Raw genomic sequence first — 21,343 nt, forward strand, 5'->3', positions numbered from 1 at the left:
TTAATTAATCCGAAACATCTTAAAAACTGGTTTACTAATTGCTGCTACTGTACCTCATAACATCCGGAAGTGCTGTATATAGCGGTTATCAAAAAAGTTAGGTATGCCCTATGCCCTATGCCGCATAGTACCTCATCTTTCTGAAAAAGGCTATAACTGGTTGTTAGTCACAAAAAAACCGGGTTTATTAAAGAAACCCGGTTTCTGAAGCGGTAAGGTGCGCGGTTCGGCACACCCTAAAGAGGTTCTGCCTCTAGGACTGAATTACTGCTATTTTGCTGGTAATTTAACCTTACTAGCCAAACCTAGCGCTTCCAAGACTTGAATTGTCATCCAAGTAAAGTCAATTTCCCACCATTTCATACCGTGACGGGCAGAGTATTGAAAAGCGTGGTGATTGTTGTGCCAGCCTTCGCCGTAAGTCAAAACCGCAACCCACCAACAATTAGTAGAACTATCTTTAGTTTCGTAGGTGCGGTAGCCAAACTTGTGAGTTGCACTGTTTACAAACCAAGTGCAGTGATACACCAAAATTAAGCGGACGAAAATCACCCAAACTACAAAGGGCCAGCCTGCGGCGAAGTAAAGCAACACGCCAAAGACGATTTGTATGGGGAGAAAGTAGTTTTGCAAAAATTGGTAAAACGGATCGCTGGAAATGTCTTTTGTGCAGCGAGCAATTTCAGCGTGGGCGGGGCCTTTATAAAGCATCCAGCCGAGGTGACTCCACCAAAAACCATTCTGGGCATTGTGAGGGTCGATCGCATTTTGGTCGGAGTGGGTGTGGTGCAAGCGGTGCAGCCCAACCCAATCAATTATTCCTCCTTGACAGGCCAGGGCTCCGCAAAATGCTAGAAAGTATTCTACGAATTTTGGTGTCTGAAAGCTGCGGTGGGTGAGTAGGCGGTGCCATCCGAGAGTTATTCCTAAACCGCCGGTGATCCAGTGCATGAATACTGTTAAACCAACTGCTGTCCAGTTGAAGTTACTCGGCAAAAATGCGAACAAAGCTCCGATATGCAGTCCTGCTAAACTAATAACGTGCTTCCAATTGTATTGGAGTTTTTCTTGTGTTGCTATTGTCATTCTTTTTTTTGATTTCTGATGAGATGCAGACTGGAATTCACGTATAAGAGTTTGGATTGAGTCGCGAACTGTTTTGGTGCACGCTTGCCCAAACTGAGCGAGAATGAATGATAGATTTGGGAGTATCTGTGTTTTGCATTTAATAGTGCTATCGGGAGTTCCCGACACCACGCTTTGTAAAAAATGCTTTTTTTAAAAAATCAGATGCTCCCCTAGATTTTGGATGAGGATCGAAAAAGATTTACGATTTAATTGTGAAATTAAAAATTTTGGCGGCAAAACAAAATTTTTTGTTTCTGGTTCTATTATAACTGATTGTGGTGTTGGTTGGGTCGATCGCGCCAGATGATTCAATCTGTGTTCAACGCAACCTGACCCGATCGCCAAAAAAGCATTAGACATTGGTCAGTCGATTTTAGATTTTAGATTTTAGATTTTAGATTCTTCGACTTCGCTCAGAACAAGTTTTAGATTTTAGATTTACTTGCAGCATTGAATCATCGCAGCTTGAACTATCGTCTAAAATTTTCCGATCATCGAGCCTAAGCTAGCGTCGGGGGCGCGGTACCTATTTTTTGGGCGGTAACGAGCCATTAATCCAAAACCGATGACCGACAACCAATGACTAAGTGCGGATCGCCCTATTTTTCTGCTAATTTCACTTTGGTTGCCAAACCCAGCGATTGTAGCAGTTGAATAGTCATCCAAGTGATGTCGATTTCCCACCATTGGAGACCGTGGCGAGCGGAGTATTGAAAGGCGTGGTGGTTGTTGTGCCAGCCTTCACCGTAGGTGAGGACAGCAACCCACCAGCAGTTGGTCGAGCCATCGCCCGACTCGTAGGTGCGGTAGCCAAATTTGTGGGTAGCGCTGTTAACCAGCCAAGTGCAGTGGAACACCACCACGATCCGCATAAATACGCCCCAAACCACGAAAGACCAGCCGCCTAATAAATAAAGCAACACACCGAACACGACTTGGATGGGTATAAAATATGCTTGGAGAAACTTGTATACTGGGTCGTCGCCGATGTCTTTGGTAAAGCGAGGAATTTCAACTCTGATCGGTAGATCCGAGAGCATCCAGCCCATGTGGCTCCACCAGAAGCCTTGATTAGAATCGTGGGGGTCTGTTTCGGTGTCAGAATGTATGTGGTGTAATCGGTGCATTCCTACCCAGTCGATCGGGCCGCCTTCACAGGACAGGGTGCCACAAATAACTAGAAAATACTCTAGCCATTTGGGTGTTTGAAAACTGCGGTGCGTAACGAGACGGTGAAATCCTAGAGTAATCCCTAAACCACCTGTTACCCAGTGCAGGAATACTGCTAAGCCGACAGCAGACCAGCTAAAATTACTCGGCAGCAAAGCAAATAAAGCGCCGATGTGCAGAAAGGCCATAAAGCCTATGACAGGCCAATCAGGAGAAGTTTTTTTGGAAGTTGCAATCGTCATGAATATATTATGTTTACAAACTAGAGGCCGTATTTACGCGATAATCGACGGCGCGCACGCAAATGGTGAGCGAGGTTATAGATGAATAGCGTTTCACGGCTACAGGAAGCAGAACAGGCACTCTTTCAGATTTTTTCTGGTATTGACGCGACAGTCAAGCAAAATCTTCAACGAGTCTTAAAAGCTTTTCGCAGCCACCGGGTTGGAGTCCAGCATTTTGCAGGGGTTACGGGTTACGGCCACGACGATTTGGGTCGGGAAACTTTGGACGCGGTGTTTGCCGCGGTGGTAGGGGCAGAGGCGGCGGCTGTGCGGGTACAGTTTGTTTCGGGTACTCACGCGATCGCCTGTGCTCTTTTTGGCATCCTGCGTCCCGGTGACGAAATGTTGGCAGTGGCTGGTTCTCCCTACGATACTTTAGAAGAAGTGATCGGCTTGCGGGGGCAAGGTCAAGGTTCACTGATTGAGTTTGGCATTAGTTACCGTGAGTTGCCTCTAACTCGCGAAGGAAGTGTGGATTGGCAGACATTGAGCTCTACTATTTCAGCAAAGACTCGCCTGGTTTTGATCCAGCGCTCTTGCGGTTATTCTTGGCGATCGAGTCTGTCTATTTCAGAGATTAAAAAAATCATCGATCTAGTCAAACATCAGAATCCTAACACAATTTGCTTTGTGGATAATTGTTACGGCGAGTTTGTTGAGGATTGCGAACCTACTGCTGTGGGTGCGGATCTGATGGCTGGTTCTTTGATCAAAAATCCGGGGGGTACGATCGTCCCCACAGGAGGTTACATCGCCGGGAGGGCCGATCTGGTGGAAGCGGCAACTTGTCGCTTGACGGCACCGGGAATTGGCAGCAGCGGAGGCGCAACTTTTGATTTGAATCGCTTGCTGTTTCAGGGTTTATTTTTGGCCCCTGGGTTTGTGGGGGAGGCGATGAAGGGCAATCATTTGACGGCTTACGTTTTTTATAAGTTGGGTTATCGGGTGAATCCGATTCCCTTGGCGAGGCGCAGGGATGTGATTCAGGCGATCGAATTCGGTTCTGCTGATAAGTTAATTGCTTTTTGTAGGGCAGTTCAGCAAAATTCTCCGGTGGGTTCCTATTTAGATCCGGTGCCGGCACCGATGCCGGGGTACGAGAGTCAATTGGTGATGGCTGGAGGTACTTTTATTGATGGGAGTACCTCCGAGTTTTCGGCTGACGGGCCTCTGCGCGAGCCCTATGTGGCTTTTTGTCAGGGGGGAACTCATTGGACTCATGTATCTATCGCCCTCGAAGCTGCGATCGATGCTGTAGGCCCGGCCAGGTAAGTTTTTTTGATTGTTGACCTGATTTTGCAGTGTTTTGAGCGCTGATGCTGGCAGATTTACGCTGACAAAGGCAGATTAGAAGATGTCTGCAGGGTGTGCTGTTTGGAGTTTGTGCAGGGCGATCGATCGTGAACCGGTATGCGTAACTGCGGTCAAAATCAATCTGCATAAATTTTACTCAGCATGATTCAGCGCTTGAAGATCGGATTGCATAATTAAGTGAATGTTGCGCGAAATCTTATCAATTTCCCAATCCCACCAACCAATTTTCAACAATTGTGCAATCTCGGCATCGCTGAAACGCTGCTTAATTATACCTGCAGGATTTCCACCAACAACCCGATAAGCGGGAACATCTTTCGTGACAACAGATTTAGCAGCAATAATTGCACCGTCGCCGATTTTAACTCCCGGCAAAATCACCGATTCGTAACCAATCCAAACATCATTACCAATGACAGTATCGCCTTTACTTGGCAGTTCCATCAATAAATTCATCGCTGTTTCCCAACCGTTGCCAAAAATCGGGAATGGGTAGGTAGAAATGCCATCTAGTTTGTGATTTGCACCGTTCATGATAAATTTGACGTTGGTGGCGATCGCACAAAATTTACCAATAATTAATTTCTCATTTCCGTAATTGTAAAGTACATTTTTCTCGAAGTCTTCCGGGGCGATCGGATCGTCGTAGTACGAGTAATCGCCGACAATAATATTTGGCGACTTAACAAAATTTTTGATAAAGCAAACCCGGCGCTGGTCTACCATCGGATAAGGTCGGTTTGGATCGGGCCCAAATTCTGGCATCTTTTTTAAATAAATATTGAGTTTTTAATTGTTAATTATACCTGCAAAATTCTTTATATCCATAATTTTGGAAATCATTTCCTTGCTAAAATATTCTAGCAGCGCTTACCCGCCCTCGCATCCCAAACACGCCATCAATCCCCAGACAAAACTTACCTATCCTACCAATCTGCACCTGCAAGTGAAAATCCGAAACTACGAAATCAGCGACACCGAAAAAATTGCCCAACTCTTTTACGACACAGTGCGCGAAGTCAATATCCGCGATTATACAACAGCCCAAGTAGATGCTTGGGCACCGGCAGACACCGACATTCAAAATTGGATGCAAAGTTTAAGCAGTAAATTTACTTTTGTAGCAGAAGAGGGCGATATAATCGCAGGTTTTGGAGAATTAGAAGCCAACGGCCACATCGATCGCTTTTACTGTCATCAAGATTTTCAAAGGCAAGGAGTTGGTAGGCTAATTTTAAAACAAATTGAGTCAAAAGCCAAAGATTTAGGAATTAACAAGTTATTTACCGAAGCCAGCATTACAGCTCGACCTTTTTTTGAAACCCAGGGATTTATTGTGATTAGAAAACAAGAAGTAGAACGCAGAGGACAAAAATTCATCAACTTTGCGATGGAAAAAAATATATAAACAACGATTTGTGTAAAATTAGATCGAAGAGTTTTATCCAGGAGTTGCGATGGTGACGGAAGCTACAAATGTGCTGGGCGGAAAGTTAGAGACTTGCTGCACTTCCCCAATGACAGGATATTATCGGGACGGCAAATGCAATACAGGTGGTGGCGACTTTGGGGCTCACACTGTTTGTGCTCAACTTACAGAAGAGTTTTTGCAATTCACCAAGTCGAATGGAAATGATTTGAGCACTCCGGTTCCTGAATTTAATTTCCCCGGTTTGAAGCCTGGGGATTGCTGGTGTTTGTGCGCTTCTCGCTGGAAGGAAGCAATGGATGCGGGATGTGCGCCGCTTGTGGTTTTGGGTGCGACTCACGCCCTGACTTTGGAATACGTTTCTTTGGATGAATTGAAGCAGCACGCTGCTGATTTGTAGGAGGATGTGGGTGTGCGATCGCTTTTAGTCAATAAGGGCGATCGGGTTTTTCTGGTGAACATCAAGTCAATGGATTTGAGATTTTATTAGATTTTAGATCGATCGCCACTCAAATATTTAAGTGCAATCCCTCGTCATTTCGAGGTTTTACTATTAGATGAACCTACGGCTTTACTCGCTCCTGATTCTCAGTTAAATTTGGTACCTGCAGTGCAGCGTTTGGTCAAAAATTGCGGGCTGACGGCTTTGTGGGTGACTCACCGTTTGGATGATCGGACGTGATATTAAAGGTAAAACAAGGATGACTAACGGGACTTAGACAAAAACTGAACCCCTTTTGAATTCAAACCCAGATAGAGAAATACTTTTAGCTCAAATGGCTATGAATGTAGTTATACCAAGGGTTTCAGACATTTTTTTGCATTGTCTAGATGGGGTTTCAGCTTCTAAAGGGGCTAGAAAATGTTTAAGTCTCACTAAAAATCTTGCTGTGTAAGTCTTCTTCCTTCTTCCTTCTACTTAACGATCGCGATCGCCACACTGTATAATCCTGTGAAGGCTATTTTGAGCCACCAGGGTCATTAAACAACAACACTTCATCTTTTCCCTTATGTTAGATCCTAAAACTCTATTTCAAGAAAGCTACTATTTGGCAAAAAACTCAGAGGTAGCCACCGCTGTAGCTCAAGGAAGCTTCCAAAACGGATTTGAACACTTTAGCAAATTTGGTCAATTTGAGGGCCGCAACCCTAGCGCCCTATTCGATACTAATTATTATCTCCTAAATAACCCTGATGTCGCTACCGCTGTCAACAGCAAAGCTACCACAGCAATACAACACTTCATTAATTTTGGAGAATCCGAAGGCCGCAATCCTAGCCCATTCTATAACAACAGCTATTATCTAGGGAAAAATCTCGATGTTGCTGCGGCTGTCGATCGCGATGAAATTACTGGTATTGGTCACTTCATCCAATTTGGTGAATCGGAAAACCGCAGCCCTAGCCCTTTATATAACGATAGCTATTATCTGGCAAAAAACCCAGATATTACTGCTGCTGTTGAGCGCGACGAACTCACTGGCATTGAACACTTTATCAAGTTTGGCGCTGCTGAAGGGCGAGATGTCACCCCATTTATTAAGTCTGGTGACTCAACCTTGCCAAATGGCGTTGCTTCTGGAGATACCACCCAAACTTCAACTGTTTTGTGGACTCGCAGTACAGTTCTGGGTAATGTTGTCTTTGAATACTCCACCGATCCAAACTTCAGTAACAGTCTCGGCACTCTCACAGATACCGTCACCAATGTTACCGTACCCGTGAAAGCCGAACTGACGAATTTAAACCCTGGTACTCAATATTTTTATCGAGTGCGTGATGCCGCTGGCACTTCAGCAGTTGGGCAATTCCGCACTGCTGCTGAGTTGGGAAGTCGCAAAGGTTTACGATTTGGAGTAGCAGGCGACTGGCAGGGCCAACTTACTCCTTTCCCGGCGATCGCAAATGCGGCGGAACGCAATCTCGACTTTTTTGTTCGCATCGGCGACTCCGCTTATGTAGACGATCTATCGCCGGATTTGCCGGGAGTCAGACAACCTAAAACTTTTGAAGAGTTTAGCACCAAATATAACGAAGTCTACGGTCAACGTTATGGCCTCAATACCTGGGCTGATTTGCAGGCTTCTACCACCATCTATGCTAGCTGGGATGACCACGAACTCACGAATGATTTTGCCGGGGGTGCAACACCTAGTGAGTCGCCGCAAAAAGAAGGAATTTTTGGGACGGGGGGAGGCTTTGTCAATGATACGCCTGTATTTGACACAGCTTTACAAGCATTTCAAGCGTACAATCCGGTGCGAAATGATTTTTATGGCAATACAGGCGACTCTCGCACTGCTAACGAGCAGAAACTTTATCGCTATAATACCTTCGGCAGCGATGCAGCTACATTTGTGTTAGATTTGCGCTCTTTCCGAGATAATTCTTTGAAAAGTATTGCGGAAACTTCCGACCAAGCTACTGTTAATAAGTTTCTCAATGATGCCTTTACGCCGAATCGCACGATGTTAGGGGGGGCGCAACTTCAAGACTTGAAAAATGACTTACTGAAAGCTCAACAAAATGGCATAACTTGGAAGTTTATTATGTCAAGCGATCCGATACAAAATTTTGGTATTGCGGTTGCAGGCGATCGCTGGGAAGGTTATGCTGCTGAACGAACAGATTTGCTGCGTTTCATCAAAGAAAATAACATCAAAAATGTGGTTTTTGCCACCGGAGATTTTCACGGATATGTCGTGAATAATGTCACCTATCAAGAAGCCGCAGGTCAGCCGCAAATCCCTACGGATGTTATTGATGTAATGACGAGTCCTGTTGCTATTCAGTTGAACATCGGGCAAGGGCCGTTTGCCGCCCCCTTTGGTCCAGCAACAGTTGCTTTTACGCCCACCGCGTTGCTGCCACAATCGGAAAAAGATCGCTATAACTCATTGCCGACAAGGGAAGAAAAAGATGCCTTTGTCCGCAATATTCTGGATAATCGGACAGCGCCGCTAGGATATGATCCAGTTGGTTTGGAAGGTTCTGGGATTGACGCTAGACTGATTCAGGGAGAGTATTTAGGAGTGCATACCTACGGCTGGAATGAGTTTGAAATTGCTCCTGAGAGTCAGTTGCGGGTAATAACTTATGGTATTGAACCTTACACGCAGTCTCAGCTTGATGCTAATCCCAGTGCGATTATCAATCAAAAGCCGTTTATTGTCAGTGAGTTTGTTGTTAATCCTAAGTGATGAAATAGACTTATTGCAAAAATATCCAGGCGATTGAAATCGCAGTAACAAAAACTAAGTCCGCCTACGCGGACTTTCAAATAATAATTATGGTGATTTATGTCCTAATTTGGTAGCTAGAATTTTCGTAATTTAAATTGTGGTTTCCACTTACAGATAGACTCTGGCTTGAGTGGGCAAGTTTTGGGAGCGATCGGATTTCCGCTGAGTTGTAACCAAGTCAGGTTAGTTAAGGATTGCAATCGTTTGATGTCATTGATTTGATTGTTTTCGAGATTTATCGCAGCCAGTTTAGTCAAAGATAGCAATGGTTTGATGTCGCTGATTTTATTATTGTTGAGGTCTAACCAAGTCAGTTTAGTCAAGGATGCTAGCGGTTTGATGTCACTAATTTGATTGTTGCTGATGTCTAACCAAGTCAGGTTAGTCCAAGATGCTAGCGGTTTGATGTCGCTGATTTGATTGTTGTTGAGTTGGAGAGTAGTCAGGTTAGTCAAGGATGCTAGCGGTTTGATGTCGCTGATTTGATTGTTGCCGACGGAGAGTGTAATCAGGTTAGGCAAAGATGCTAGCGGTTTGATGTCACTGATTTGATTGTTACTAATGTGGAGTGTAATCAGGTTATTCAAAGATTCTAAAGGTTTGATGTCGCTGATTTGATTACCCCAGAGGAAGAGTGCGGTGAGACTCGAAAGTTTCTGATTAGCCGCATCGCACTCAGTAGTTTCTGCTTCCTTCAACAGCACCTCAACTGTATGTTTAGCTTCTGGACTCAAAGAATCTTTTTCGCGACACCATTCAGCAAATGTTTTGTTTCCCGATCGCACTTCTGCAGCCTTCGCAGACAGTCCATTTCCAGATAATGCTAAAAGCACACAACAAGTAAGTGCGATCGACCTTGGTAAATTGATATATTTCTGTGCCACTATAAGTGTCATAATCTTATATATCTAATTGAAAGTTAAAGCCATCTTGCACCACAAACACAACCAATAATTGATTCAGTTTTTTTCAAAGGACTTAAGCTTTGAGGCAGAGGTTTCAACCCCTGCCGGACTGAAGGAAAGAGGGCAATATCATGTCCCTGCAAAATACCTCTTAAAAACTCTCCGAATCACCTCACTCAGGCAACTTATACTGCCCCACAATCCGCTTAGCATATTCCGGCACATGAGCCTCCAATTTCTCAGGGTAATTCCGCTTCACGTACAGATAATTGCGAGTGAAATGAGAATCAATTGAAAAACGGGCATATTCCAAACCCTTCGGCCCAATTCTCTCAATAAAAACTCCCATTAACTTCGCCGCCCACATTGGCAAAGTCACTCCTTTTTCATAAGCCGGAATGCTTTGCTGAACGGCTTCCTTTCGGTTTCCCTGAGACATCACCGGCTGAGTATTTAACTGATCCGTTACCAAATCTAACATCTCTTGCCCGGTGTCATTTCGCACCACAATCCACTGCCAGCCAAAAGGTGCGCCCATGTAGCCCACAACTAAATCTGCTAAAGAATTGACGTAATCAAAACAGCTCAAACAAGAAGGAGCAAAAACATCTTTCAATTCCTTAGTATTCAAGCCAAAAAACGGCACTTTTTCTTCCGAACCATCTTCGTGTTTGAAGTGAACGTTAAAGTCTTGCATAAACTCGTAAGAAACCACCGTTTCAGGAGAGCGGCTAGTCGTATCTAGGAATTTCTGCAAGCCCGCGCGGCTGACATTATCTACGCAGGGAGTTCCCAAAACGTAGAGCTTTTCTAAACCGAGTTTTTTCTCGACTGTTCGCAAAGCTTGAATTTGACAGCCGACGCCAATTACTAACAGTCGCTTCATCCCAGATTTTTCGATTTGTTCCAATACTGAAAGGTTGGGAGATAGAGTTGGTTTGTTGACTTTTGCTGCGAGAATCTCCTCGCGATTCCTAGCAATTATTGGCAGAGGTTGAAAGCGGTCTTCTTTGGTGTTTTGGACGCAGACAACGCCTTCAACAATGCCTTTTTCTAGCATTTCGATCGCAATTGAGCTGACAATTCCCGTCCACTGAGCGCCTTCAATTGGTTCTTTTTTCTTAGCCGCCATCATATTTTGACTGACTCCGAAGTACCAATCGTCGGGATTGTCGAGATTGCGCGATCGCCCGTGAATCTCTGCTTCTAGTTCTGCGATATGCTGTGTTAAGAAAGCGCAAGCTTCCTTGACATAATGGATATAATATGTATCGCACAAACCGCATTCGCTGCAAAGCTCTTTAGCGGGGCGGCGGCTTCCGGGTTTGAGGGCTTTAGATTTTTGGTGTTTAGTGGAATCTATGGCGGTCATCTAAATTGCGGATTTTATGGAGCAATGGCTTTTGTTAGGATATCACACCAATTCCGGTGATTAATTATCATCAACGCCCGATCGCCCTGCAAACAACAGCCAGCAGCAAGCGGGCTTTACCTGTTGTGCGACTTCTCTCGGCTCGAAATTATTAGTATTGCTCCGGATCGATCGGGCGATCGGGCGAAGAATTTTCTAAATAAAGCTATAAAAAAATGGTAAAATTGTTCCTGACAACAGCCGTCGCTAGCATCATACTCAATATCGCAATTTCGAGCTTAGGATTTGCTGCTTTAGTTCGCCCTGTGGCGGGTATGAATAAAACTGTTATCGCCCTAGAAACAATGCTGAGCGCCACACAAAAGCCCACAGCGATCGACTATTCGCGCTTGGAGATTAGCGGCATGAAATTGGGGATGTCTGTAGAAGAAGCTAAACGCAAGTTGGGAAAACCGCAGCGAGACGAAACTAAATCTGCTGGTTCTGTAATTGGTGGCAAGATTCGCACGTTAACCTACTCAAAATTGACGGTAGCAGCATGGGAAGGCAAAGTTTATTTAATTTCTACTACTAATCCCAAGTTGGCGACAATTGATGGTATCAAGGTAGGAGATGGCAGGCAAAAAGTTGTTAAAACTTACGGTTACGGGTGGCAATCTGTGCATGGTGAAGCCACTCGGTTGACTTACAGGAATGACCAAAAGGCTTCTAATTTGGTTTTGGAACTTAAGGGCGATCGCGTGCAAAAGATTCTTGTCGGGACGCAGCTAGACTAAAATATTATATCAATTCTGGTTGCACTCATACAATGATTGTTGATTGTTGACTGTTGACGGGCGGGTCAAAAAACTGCATGGTTGAGTGTTAACTGTTGACTCGATTTTATTATTCCGATGCAACGGGAAACGATATTACACAACAGTCCAAGAATTCCCGCGTACAGGTTTGCAGTCAGGACTTGCATCTTTGCGATTAGAAATGCCCTTTCATCCCTGGACTAAAGTCGCAGGGTTTTCATTCAACCCAATTTTCTGATAAAAAAAAGGTACGCAGTGCGTACCTTTTCAATTAGAAAATAAGGCGCGCCGAGGCGCACCCTACTAATTAGCTGTTCTGAGGAACAGGAGAACCAACGCTGGGCGCACCCACCTTAGCCCGCTTCTTGATCAAGATTGGCTTGACGCTGTTTTCTCCACCAATCGGGGGATCTTCTTGTTGAGCGTAATCCGCGCCCATCCAAGCCGGACGGCTTTGATCGAAGGCCATTTGCAATGCTGCAGCGGCGATCGCGTGGGAGTCGTATTCCTCGGACAACTCAGACACCAGAGGTAAGAAAGATGCCATCCGTTCGCCAGCCAAAGCTTCGCGAACTTTACCCTGCATTTTTTCCAACTGACGTGCTTCAATTTGTGCCCGTGTCGGAATGTTCCGCACTGTCAAGCTCGATCGAACGTGGCGTTCAATCAAACGCAATTTGCGGCGATCTACCGGTTGAATCAGCGTAATCGCCGTTCCTTCGCGACCGGCCCGACCCGTGCGTCCGATCCGGTGCACGTAGCTTTCTACGCTATCGGGTAAATCGTAGTTAATTACGTGAGTCAAGTGATCCACGTCCAAGCCCCGCGCCGCAATATCAGTCGCTACTACCCAGCGGACTTGACATTGGCGGAACCGATGCAGCAAGCGTTCCCGCTGTGCCTGGTTCAAATTACCGTGATACTCGTCCACGCTGTGGCCTGCTGCTTGCAGTTGGCTGGTAAGTTCCGCCGCCGACTGCCGCGTCCGCACAAAAATCAGCGCCGATTCCGGGTCTTCCATTTCTAGAATTGGCTGCAAAGCTCTTGCTTTAGACCAGCCGCGGGGAATCATGTACACGCCTTGGCTGATGCGCTTCGGCGTTGCTTTTGGCTGTTCGACGGTGACGTTGACTGGGTTACGCAAATGGCGCGCTACCAATTTCCGAATGGAAGCTTCCATCGTCGCCGAGAAAAATGCCGTTTGACGATCTTTTGGTGCAGCATCCAAGATTTTTTCCACATCTTGGATAAAGCCCATGCTGAGCATTTCGTCAGCTTCGTCCAAAACCAGCCATTGTATTTTGTCTAGTTTCAGGCTGCCACGGCTGAGCATATCTAATATGCGTCCGGGTGTCCCGACAACTATGTGAACGCCGCGCTTCAAACGCTGCATTTGGCGATCGATCGATTGACCGCCGTACACTGTCAGAACTTGCAGAGAGCGACCTACTTTTACCGGGCCTTCCTTGCTGATACCGCTCAAATCGCGGATAGCTTCTGTTACCTGCATCGCCAATTCGCGGGTCGGTGTCAGCACCAGTGCTTGCACCGCAATTAAATCTAGATCGATCCGCTCCAAGATTGGCAACGAGAATGCTGCCGTTTTGCCCGTTCCTGTTTGGGCTTGACCCACAACGTCGCGACCTGCTAGCAAGTGCGGAATTGCTTGTACTTGGATGGGAGTAGGTTCTGTAAAGCCTAGTGTTTCCAGATGGAGAACGAGTTCTTCCGAAAGACCTAAGCCTTCAAACAATAAATTCATTAATGCTCCTAATAACGAGTCTTAGCCTTCTAAGTCGCCCAACTCGGATGCGGATTTCTGCTCGGCGGCAGGAACTCATTATGAGTTCTGTGTGGTGCTGCGCCTGCGCGCACCTTTTTAAATAGCAATCGAGTATAGGGCAGCTCCGTCGATGGTGACTAATTTACCAATTCGACAGCCGTCTTTGATTTTGTGACATCACCGATACCAACCGCCAGCGATCGGGTTATCGACTTCCAACATTCTTAAAATAGTACATTGGACTTCCTTTGAGGTACTTGCAAGCTTTCTCTCTAGGGCGTTTTATAGTGAGGATGATGACCAGCCCCACTGAACTGCACTACATAATAGTAGTAGTTACAGGTTTGTTAGTTCAGGCGCTATCCCGCAATCCGTCGTCTGCGGGATTCAACAGGGGATGCAGCGACCGTTACTGCCTATCCATCTCAACACTCTTTCGGGATACCGTTGTCGTGTAGGGCGGACGGCGAAGCAATCTCAAATTCTCCCCGCTGGTTTCTGACTTTATATTAGCATAACTCTTTACATTCAGAAACAAAACAGTGAACTACCCGACGGTGACCTGCGTTACACCACGGGCTTCCCAATTCATTGGCAACAACCGCCAGAACTCCGTAATTCTATTGGTCTTACATTGCCTCCAAGGGCAGGAGTCCTGGTTCCCAAGACCCATACTTTTTCTGGCAACACGTACCTTTGAGCTTGGTTTTCGCTTACGGCATTGGTGGTCAAGATGTACCAATTTTATCAGAAGAATTGCTCGTTTCCTCATCCACCCCGTCGCTGTTCCACAGCACGGCTTGGAATTCGACTCACGGGAGTGGAATCGTCAACTCACTGGCACTCATCCCGACGCGAGGCTACACTCTTAGCGCGAGGCTGATGCTGCTTTGGCGGGCGGGACAGTTCGAGCTATACTTCTACTTGACCGTAGAGGTCATAGACATCGGCACTCGTAATTTTCACCGATACGATCGATCCCAGCCGTGCTTCTCCTGTCACATAGACGAGTCCATCTACTTCTGGGGAAAATCTGGCGGATCTACCAATCAACTCGCCTGTCTCTGGCTGTTCTTGTTCTATCAGGACATCAACTACCTGACCGACAGACTCTTGATTCTTTTTCAATGATATAGCTTGTTGTGCCGCCATTACCGAATTGCGCCGCATTTCCATGATTTCTGCTGGTATTTGCTGCGGCAAGCTGAAGGCTGGGGTTCCTTCTTCTGGCGAAAACACGAAAACTCCGACGTGATCGAATTCGTGGCGCTTGACAAATTCCAGCAAATGTGCTGCGTGTTCTTCTGTTTCGCCGGGGAAGCCGACAATAAAAGTTGTCCGCATCACGGCGTTGGGAATTTCTGCTTTGAGCCGATCGACTATAGCATCATTAATCCCAGCTTGAAAAGGTCTGTTCATCGCCCGCAGAATTTCCGGGTGCGAGTGTTGCAGGGGTAAATCCAAATAGGGTAGAACGTTCGGCGTTTCGCGGATTGCCGCGACAACTTGCTGAGTCAAACCTGTAGGATAGGCGTAGTGCATCCGAATCCAGGGTACATCTACTTGGCCCAAAGCGCGCAGCAGTTCGGCTAGCTTCGGTTCGCCGTAGATATCTTTGCCGTAATTCGTGGTAATTTGAGAAATTAAGATAATTTCTTTGACACCTTCGGATGCTAATTGCTTAGCTTCGGCGACAATTGATTCGATCGTGCGCGATCGTTGATTTCCGCGCAAGTGCGGGATAATGCAAAATGCACAGCGGTAGTCACAGCCTTCTGCTATTCGCAGGTAGGCGACACCTTCCGATGTCGTGCGGTAGCGGGGAGTTGTTTCGTCAGCGATGTAAGTAGGTTCGCTAGAGACGAGGGAAACTCGATCGCCCTTTTCGACCTGCTCCATCACGCCGACTATTTTATGATAGTCGCCCGTGCCGACTATGGCGACGGCTTCCGGCAATTCGTCGAGCAATTGCTGCTGAAAATGCTGTGCCATGCAGCCAGTGATGACTACTTTTTTATTAGCTTCTGCCAATTCTACCAAAGTGCGGACTGACTCTTCTCGCGCGGCCTGGATAAAACTGCAAGTATTGACTACAACATAATCGGCTAATTCTTCATTAGAATCCACTTGATAGCCCGCTTGAGCCAGCAAGCCAATCATGTGTTCGGTATCGATGCGATTTTTTTCGCAGCCGAGGTGAGTAAATGCGATCGTTGGCTTCGTTGCCATGAAGTAATTGTTAGTGTTGCGCTATTTTCAAGAACGTTTTATCGTACCACACAATTTGATAATCTGCAATGTGTAAGTGAAAGCTATCGACTGTTGTCGTGTCCGTATGCGATGATCGTCACATAGAATATCGATCGCCCGCAAGCATAATTTCGACTCGCTAGTTCGGCAAGCCAGCGACAAAAATCTGGTCGGCCGTCAACCTCAACTCTGGAAAAGCCAGCGACTCAACTATGTCATCTCCCCCAAACTGGTTGATTTGATATTCCCCGTCAACCAACTGGTAAACCGAGATAGTAGGTTGTTTCGGATTGCCAATGAAGCGTCTGCCGCCCAAAGCAGCATAATCTACAACCCAATATTCCGGGATACCCAGTCTTTCATAATCAGCTACTTTAACCAGGTAATCATCTTGCCAGTTCGTACTGACTACTTCTACAGCCAGTCGCACCGAAGACCCCATCGTGATGATAGATTCTTTTTTCCAGCGCGGCTCGTTTGCAAGTGCGGTTCTGTCTAGGACTATTACGTCTGGCTGATAACCTGCTTCGTCACGGGAAAGCTTGAGTAAGCAGTCACCTGGAATTGAGTAGGGTAATTCACGACGGTCAATTTCAACCGCTAGTTTTGAGGTTATAAAACCCGTAACTTCCGAATGGTCGCCGGTTCCTAAAGGTATTTCAACAATTACTCCATTGTGTAATTCGTACTTATGGACAGAGTTCTCTGGATACCAAGCAACGAACTCATCAAACGTGATTGTTTTGGATATGGTTTGGATCATGTTGTGGTTTCCTCTGTCTGGTGATTAGTATGCGGAAAGCTCAAATATTACACAAGGACTTAGGACAACGTTGTTCGTAATCCTTGACATAGGAAGTGAAGTTTGGTATGATCTCGCGTCCATAATATCAAAATACTGATCGCACCGATCGACCGAATCAGAAATCAGTATCTAGGCGATGAAGTAATTGTTAGTGTTGCGCTATTTCTAAGAACGTTTTTTCGTACCACACAAGGCGATTTTTTTTGCCAGGTGTCGGTTTTATTGTCTGGAGAAACCGGGTTTCTGTAGATTTCTCGTAACTGGCGATTAAACTCCAAGAAACCCGGTTTCTAGGCGCGGCGGTAGTCTGAAGAAACCGGGTTTCTGCCTTAATTTCTCGTAACTGGCGACAAAACTCCAAGAAACCCGGTTTCTGCGGCGAAACTACACCGTTTGATTCGAGGATACATCAGGGGCGATCGCCCGATTAGCCTCACCCGAAATCACTGAAGCAGACGCAGCAGCCAATTGGCCGTAAGAATTTGCGCCCAAACCATTAACTTGACGCATCAAACTGCCCATTTCCAGAGCACTCATCCCATAATTCCAGCCCAAATTGCTCTTAATTCCCGCCCTTTCCAAAGCTTGCTGCATCGTGTCTGTCGTCACCACCCCAAAAATCACCGGCACACCTGTTTGAAAAGCAGCCGCAGCAATTCCCTTAGAAACCTCACCAGCTACAAAATCGAAATGCGGAGTTTGGCCGCGAATCACCGCACCCAGACAGATTACGGCATCGTAGCGACGAGAAAGAGCAGCTTGGCGGGCCACCAAAGGAATTTCAAAACATCCCGGAACCCAATAAAAATCTACTTGATCCCCATGAGGATCAATATCAACCCCGTGGCGCTTCAAACAATCTTGACATCCTTCCAAAAGTTTGCCGACAACCAAATCGTTAAAACGACCGATGACAATAGCAAAGCGCAAAGATTCTGTTTGAGTAAAAGTTCCCTCGAAAACTGTCATATTTGTAGATTTTAGATTTTAGATTTTAGATTTTTTTAGACCTGAAGGCAAAAGTTATACAACAGAAACATCTCATCTTAATCTCAAGTTTAAAAACATACATAATCCAGCGTTCGGTCATTATTTTAGATTTTTCCGAACGCCGGATACCTTCAAGATTCTGATAAATGCCTTCTATCTTATACCTTTTACCTTCTTTTTTCGATCGCTTCGGACGATATTAAACCACCAAAAAGTTTAAAACGCCCACTGCAATAACCAGCAAAAACCACAGACCAGAACCTGCATAAATCAGAGTTTTAGACTGATTCCAGTTTTGGGGAGTTGCATAGGCAACCGGCACGCCAACTACCATCACAAAAGATAGCAGTACCAAAGCCAGTAAAACCAATTGAAACAGAATTGATAACATTTTTTCTCCTGTCGATATAGCCGTGCGTTGTTGACAAATAGTTGCCCATAATCTGGATAAACATTCCAGATTATAGTTTCTGATTCCGCCCAAAACGGGTATCGTACCCCGACACTTTTGAGTGGATATCTCAAGATTTCAGATAAAAATTTAAGCTCGCAGATTTATCCGTGGAGTAAATCTAAAATCTAAAATCTAAAATCTAAAATCGAATGACAGTATCCTGATGGTCGATCGAGAAATTGTCGGTTGAGTCAGCGACTCTTGAGATTTTGACTAATTTTATCATTGTTCGCTACTCCACAGAAAACTGGAAAGGTTAAGTTACAGTCCCAGGCGGTGTCAACAACTAGGCCAAACCCGCATTCGGAGAGGGAGTGAAGTCCCTGTCTCAAAGCTGAAGTCCTCGGTTGAGGACTTTCGCTATAAGAGGGGACATTCAATTCCTGGCGGCTTTTCGGGCTAAGCTGAAACCAAGAGTGAAAGCCCGATCGCCCGATCGCGTATCAGAGCGCGAGAAATTGCTACTGTGGGAGTGAGAGAAGGGGAATTTTCGGCTATGGACTTAGTTTTGTGCCACACAACGGCAGATTTTGACAGCTTGGGCGCGGCGGTGGGACTTTGCGTGCTGCACCCAGGTACCAGAATTGTGCTGACGGGGGGGTGTCACCCCACAGTGCGGGATTTTTTGGCGCTACACCGCGACGAGTATCCGCTGATCGAACGCCGATCGGTCAATCCGTCACAAATTCGATCGATTAGTATAGTAGACTCCTCCCAGCGCGATCGTTTGGGAAAAGCCGCCGAATGGCTAGACTTGCCACATATCAAGCAAATAGCCGTTTTCGACCACCACCTGCAAGCCGATTTAGACATACCCGCCACACTCACCCAGATAGAAGCAGTCGGAGCAACCACTACATTAATTGTCGAAAAACTGCGGGAAAAGCTCAATAATTCAACAGAAAACGGCGACACAGCATCCCGCCTGCTACCTTCAGAAGCCACAGTCATGGCCCTGGGTATCCACGTCGATACTGGTTCCCTCACCTTTGAGGGCGCAACGGCGCGAGATGCAATGGCTTTGGCGTGGTTGATGGAACAGGGAGCGAGTTTGGGGGTCATCGCTGAGTATGTAGAACCCGGTTTGTCTCCTCAATTGCAGGATTTGATGCAAGAATCGCTCAAGAATTTGCGATCGGAAACCTTGCACGGTTGTACAGTAGCTTGGGTGCTGCTATCTACTGACAACTATGTTCCCGGACTTTCTTCCCTAGCTTCCCGCTTGCTCGATTTGACTGAAACCGATGCTCTACTTTTAGGCAATGTTTATAACTTTAGCGAAAACGACAGCAACCGCAACATCGCTGAACCGACAGTTTCCAACCGCTTAGCTATTATCGGTCGATCGCGCATCGAAGGCACAAACCTCAGCGAACTGTTCAAACCTTTTGGCGGCGGAGGCCACGCCAGCGCCGCATCCCTCGCCACCCGCGATGTTGACCCCATGCTGATTTTAAATCAGTTAGCTGATGAATTAAAAGCTCAAATTCCCCACCCTCCCACCGCCCGCGAGTTAATGTCCTCTCCAGTGCGGAGCATTCGCCCGGAAACCTCCGTGGGAGAAGCTCACCGCATCCTCCTACGTTACGGGCATTCTGGGCTGCCTGTGGTCGATGCGGGCGATCGGCTGACGGGCATTATTTCCCGCCGCGACATTGACATTGCCCTGCACCACGGTTTCAGCCACGCCCCGGCTAAGGGTTACATGACTCCGCAGCTAAAAACCATCGCCCCTGATACCTTGCTGCCAGAAATTGAAGCTTTAATGGTGACATATGATATCGGGCGTTTGCCAGTATTGGAAAACGGCGAACTCCTGGGAATTGTGACTCGCACCGACGTATTGCGGGAATTGCACCAACAAAAAACGCGAGACAGGGGAAATAATATTGAATTATCCTATTGTCCCTTGCCCGAATCTGTTGAACAGTTGTTGCGATCGGGCATTAGTCCAGAATTATGGCAGTTATTGTCGATCGCAGCCAATATTGCCAGAGAGCGCGGGTGGCAACTTTATATTGTCGGCGGAGCAGTGCGGGATTTACTCTTAGCAACGGACGATAAAGTGGCGCTAACAGACATTGATTTGGTAGTCGATGGAAACCGCAGCGCCGACGATTCCGGTGCCGGTGTCGAGTTAGCTTCATCGCTACAAAAACTATACCCAGACTCGCGTTTGGACGTTCACGGTGATTTTAAAACCGCCGCGCTATTGTGGCACAAAGACTCTGTTTTCGGCTCCCTGTGGCTGGATATCGCTACGGCTCGTACTGAATTTTATCCTTATCCGGCTGCAAATCCTGAAGTTGAAGCTAGTTCGATCCGTCAAGATTTGTACCGCAGGGATTTTACAATTAATGCGCTGGCTGTGCGGTTGGGAGAGCCTCGTAGTGGCGAATTGTTAGATTTTTTTGGCGGTTTACTAGACTTGAAAGCGCGCCAAATTCGAGTTTTGCACGCTAACAGTTTTATTGAAGATCCCACGCGAATTTATCGGGCTGTGAGGTTTGCGGTGCGGTTGGGATTTGCGATCGAGCCGCAAACTGAAGAATACATCCGCCACGCTACCGAAAGCGGGATTTATTACCGCATTCAAGGGGAAAGCGGCCGAACTCCGGCTTTGGAAACTCGCCTCAAAAGTGAATTGAGGTACATTTTGCAAGCTCCTTACTGGAAGCTTGCTCTGCAAATGTTGGGAGATTTGCAGGCTTTGCGCTGTATTCATCCTACTTTGGAGTTGGATCGAAATTTGTGGCGGCGGCTGCGTTTGCTCGATCGATGTTTGAATGGAAGGAAGAAGGAAGAGGGAAGAAGGAAGAAGGAAGAGGGAAGAAGGAAGAGGGAAGAAGGAAGAGGGAAGAAGGAAGAGGGAAGAGACAATTCCCCCTTCCCCATTCCCCATTCCCCATTCCCCATGATCAATATTCCTGATTGGCTGATGCGGCTCGAAGTGTCGATCGCTTATTTAGCACCAGAATATCGGGGTAAAGTAGCTGCAAATCTTCTGTTACCTGCCGACAGTATCAAGCGGCTACAAAATTTGGAAGCGGCAAATCAGGAATTAGCAGAAAATTTGCCGAAGTGCAAGTTACCTAGTCAATTGGTGCTGCTACTGAGGAATTATGAGTTGCCGGTATTAATTGCGATCGCCCTCCAAAGTCCCCGCAGTATCCGCCGTCAGATTTTGGAATATCTCACCAAATGGGCGAATGTCGAGCCGCCTTTAAACGGTAACGACTTGAAGGCTTTGGGTTACAAGCCCGGGCCAGCATTTAAACGGATGTTAGATGACTTGTTGGCGGCTTTGTTGGATGGCCATTTGGGCGATCGGGCTAGTGCGATCGCTTTTTTAGCACAACATTATCCTCAAACTTAGGGGGCGTTGCTGAGTTATATCAAATCCTCTCTTCATCAAAATAG

16 protein-coding genes and 1 pseudogene are annotated in these 21,343 nt (G+C 46.4%); 7 read left to right on the forward strand and 10 right to left on the reverse strand.

What is annotated here, in order from left to right; translation table 11 throughout:
* Nucleotides 1-270 precede the first annotated feature (270 nt).
* The gene (locus tag QUA01_RS17065) at nucleotides 271-1,086 is read right to left on the reverse strand and encodes an acyl-CoA desaturase (RefSeq protein WP_194070899.1); all 816 of its coding nucleotides are present in this window, start codon (nucleotides 1,084-1,086) and stop codon (nucleotides 271-273) included.
* A 641-nt stretch (nucleotides 1,087-1,727) separates the two neighbouring features.
* Entirely contained in the window at nucleotides 1,728-2,540 is an 813-nt protein-coding gene (locus QUA01_RS17070; protein WP_333091172.1) for an acyl-CoA desaturase, read from the reverse strand.
* 81 nt (nucleotides 2,541-2,621) lie between these two features.
* Between QUA01_RS17070 and QUA01_RS17075 the strand changes: the two genes are divergently transcribed.
* Nucleotides 2,622-3,854: a methionine gamma-lyase family protein gene (locus tag QUA01_RS17075; protein ID WP_333091174.1), complete on the forward strand. Its 1,233-nt coding sequence runs from the start codon at nucleotides 2,622-2,624 to the stop codon at nucleotides 3,852-3,854.
* A gap of 174 nt (nucleotides 3,855-4,028) precedes the next feature.
* On the opposite strand, the gene QUA01_RS17080 is transcribed toward QUA01_RS17075, so the two are convergent.
* Nucleotides 4,029-4,661 (reverse strand): Vat family streptogramin A O-acetyltransferase, encoded by a 633-nt coding sequence (locus QUA01_RS17080; RefSeq protein WP_333091175.1) that lies wholly within the window; start codon nucleotides 4,659-4,661, stop codon nucleotides 4,029-4,031.
* 82 nt (nucleotides 4,662-4,743) lie between these two features.
* Between QUA01_RS17080 and QUA01_RS17085 the strand changes: the two genes are divergently transcribed.
* The 4 genes and pseudogenes from QUA01_RS17085 to QUA01_RS17100 all read left to right on the forward strand — a co-directional run bounded on the left by QUA01_RS17085 (nucleotide 4,744) and on the right by QUA01_RS17100 (nucleotide 8,525).
* Nucleotides 4,744-5,304, forward strand: a complete 561-nt coding sequence (locus QUA01_RS17085) for a GNAT family N-acetyltransferase (RefSeq protein WP_333091176.1) — start codon at nucleotides 4,744-4,746, stop codon at nucleotides 5,302-5,304.
* Between the two features lie 49 nt (nucleotides 5,305-5,353).
* The gene (locus tag QUA01_RS17090) at nucleotides 5,354-5,725 is read left to right on the forward strand and encodes a DUF2237 family protein (protein WP_333052718.1); all 372 of its coding nucleotides are present in this window, start codon (nucleotides 5,354-5,356) and stop codon (nucleotides 5,723-5,725) included.
* 123 nt (nucleotides 5,726-5,848) lie between these two features.
* Nucleotides 5,849-5,998: pseudogene (locus tag QUA01_RS17095) on the forward strand (ABC transporter ATP-binding protein); the annotation flags it as partial.
* 337 nt (nucleotides 5,999-6,335) lie between these two features.
* Nucleotides 6,336-8,525 (forward strand): alkaline phosphatase D family protein, encoded by a 2,190-nt coding sequence (locus tag QUA01_RS17100; RefSeq protein WP_333091178.1) that lies wholly within the window; start codon nucleotides 6,336-6,338, stop codon nucleotides 8,523-8,525.
* Between the two features lie 116 nt (nucleotides 8,526-8,641).
* On the opposite strand, the gene QUA01_RS17105 is transcribed toward QUA01_RS17100, so the two are convergent.
* Nucleotides 8,642-9,463, reverse strand: coding sequence for a leucine-rich repeat domain-containing protein (locus QUA01_RS17105; RefSeq protein WP_333091180.1), 822 nt, complete (start codon nucleotides 9,461-9,463; stop codon nucleotides 8,642-8,644).
* A gap of 181 nt (nucleotides 9,464-9,644) precedes the next feature.
* Nucleotides 9,645-10,844: a Coenzyme F420 hydrogenase/dehydrogenase, beta subunit C-terminal domain gene (locus QUA01_RS17110; RefSeq protein WP_333091182.1), complete on the reverse strand. Its 1,200-nt coding sequence runs from the start codon at nucleotides 10,842-10,844 to the stop codon at nucleotides 9,645-9,647.
* A gap of 215 nt (nucleotides 10,845-11,059) precedes the next feature.
* Here QUA01_RS17110 and QUA01_RS17115 point away from each other — a divergent pair, with 215 nt between their 5' ends.
* Nucleotides 11,060-11,620, forward strand: a complete 561-nt coding sequence (locus tag QUA01_RS17115; protein WP_333091183.1) for a hypothetical protein — start codon at nucleotides 11,060-11,062, stop codon at nucleotides 11,618-11,620.
* 328 nt (nucleotides 11,621-11,948) lie between these two features.
* Here QUA01_RS17115 and QUA01_RS17120 read toward each other — a convergent pair whose 3' ends face one another.
* The 5 genes from QUA01_RS17120 to psbZ form a co-directional block, all read right to left on the reverse strand.
* On the reverse strand, nucleotides 11,949-13,403 hold the full coding sequence (locus QUA01_RS17120; RefSeq protein WP_333091184.1) for a DEAD/DEAH box helicase: 1,455 nt from the start codon (nucleotides 13,401-13,403) through the stop codon (nucleotides 11,949-11,951).
* Between the two features lie 933 nt (nucleotides 13,404-14,336).
* The gene (gene rimO / locus QUA01_RS17125; protein WP_333091186.1) at nucleotides 14,337-15,653 is read right to left on the reverse strand and encodes a 30S ribosomal protein S12 methylthiotransferase RimO; all 1,317 of its coding nucleotides are present in this window, start codon (nucleotides 15,651-15,653) and stop codon (nucleotides 14,337-14,339) included.
* Between the two features lie 160 nt (nucleotides 15,654-15,813).
* Nucleotides 15,814-16,437, reverse strand: coding sequence for a Uma2 family endonuclease (locus QUA01_RS17130; RefSeq protein ID WP_333091187.1), 624 nt, complete (start codon nucleotides 16,435-16,437; stop codon nucleotides 15,814-15,816).
* 426 nt (nucleotides 16,438-16,863) lie between these two features.
* A complete protein-coding gene (ribH, locus tag QUA01_RS17135) occupies nucleotides 16,864-17,448 on the reverse strand; it encodes a 6,7-dimethyl-8-ribityllumazine synthase (protein ID WP_333091188.1) in 585 nt (194 codons plus the stop codon).
* Between the two features lie 220 nt (nucleotides 17,449-17,668).
* Nucleotides 17,669-17,860: a photosystem II reaction center protein PsbZ gene (gene psbZ, locus QUA01_RS17140; RefSeq protein ID WP_333091190.1), complete on the reverse strand. Its 192-nt coding sequence runs from the start codon at nucleotides 17,858-17,860 to the stop codon at nucleotides 17,669-17,671.
* Between the two features lie 559 nt (nucleotides 17,861-18,419).
* Between psbZ and QUA01_RS17145 the strand changes: the two genes are divergently transcribed.
* Nucleotides 18,420-21,299: a CBS domain-containing protein gene (locus tag QUA01_RS17145; protein ID WP_333091191.1), complete on the forward strand. Its 2,880-nt coding sequence runs from the start codon at nucleotides 18,420-18,422 to the stop codon at nucleotides 21,297-21,299.
* The last annotated feature ends 44 nt before the right edge of the window (nucleotides 21,300-21,343 follow it).

Origin of the sequence: Microcoleus sp. S36a_B3 (assembly GCF_036700745.1) — a bacterium.
GTDB lineage: Bacteria > Cyanobacteriota > Cyanobacteriia > Cyanobacteriales > Microcoleaceae > Microcoleus.

Bases quoted from the DNA above. Each gene is read 5' to 3' on its own strand.
- QUA01_RS17065 (WP_194070899.1), bottom strand. From the start codon at position 1,086: ATGACAATAGCAACACAAGAAAAACTCCAATACAATTGGAAGCACGTT.
- QUA01_RS17070 (WP_333091172.1), bottom strand. From the start codon at position 2,540: ATGACGATTGCAACTTCCAAAAAAACTTCTCCTGATTGGCCTGTCATA.
- QUA01_RS17075 (WP_333091174.1), top strand. From the start codon at position 2,622: ATGAATAGCGTTTCACGGCTACAGGAAGCAGAACAGGCACTCTTTCAG.
- QUA01_RS17080 (WP_333091175.1), bottom strand. From the start codon at position 4,661: ATGCCAGAATTTGGGCCCGATCCAAACCGACCTTATCCGATGGTAGAC.
- QUA01_RS17090 (WP_333052718.1), top strand. From the start codon at position 5,354: ATGGTGACGGAAGCTACAAATGTGCTGGGCGGAAAGTTAGAGACTTGC.
- QUA01_RS17100 (WP_333091178.1), top strand. From the start codon at position 6,336: ATGTTAGATCCTAAAACTCTATTTCAAGAAAGCTACTATTTGGCAAAA.
- QUA01_RS17105 (WP_333091180.1), bottom strand. From the start codon at position 9,463: ATGACACTTATAGTGGCACAGAAATATATCAATTTACCAAGGTCGATC.
- QUA01_RS17110 (WP_333091182.1), bottom strand. From the start codon at position 10,844: ATGACCGCCATAGATTCCACTAAACACCAAAAATCTAAAGCCCTCAAA.
- QUA01_RS17115 (WP_333091183.1), top strand. From the start codon at position 11,060: ATGGTAAAATTGTTCCTGACAACAGCCGTCGCTAGCATCATACTCAAT.
- QUA01_RS17120 (WP_333091184.1), bottom strand. From the start codon at position 13,403: ATGAATTTATTGTTTGAAGGCTTAGGTCTTTCGGAAGAACTCGTTCTC.
- rimO (WP_333091186.1), bottom strand. From the start codon at position 15,653: ATGGCAACGAAGCCAACGATCGCATTTACTCACCTCGGCTGCGAAAAA.
- QUA01_RS17130 (WP_333091187.1), bottom strand. From the start codon at position 16,437: ATGATCCAAACCATATCCAAAACAATCACGTTTGATGAGTTCGTTGCT.
- ribH (WP_333091188.1), bottom strand. From the start codon at position 17,448: ATGACAGTTTTCGAGGGAACTTTTACTCAAACAGAATCTTTGCGCTTT.
- psbZ (WP_333091190.1), bottom strand. From the start codon at position 17,860: ATGTTATCAATTCTGTTTCAATTGGTTTTACTGGCTTTGGTACTGCTA.
- QUA01_RS17145 (WP_333091191.1), top strand. From the start codon at position 18,420: ATGGACTTAGTTTTGTGCCACACAACGGCAGATTTTGACAGCTTGGGC.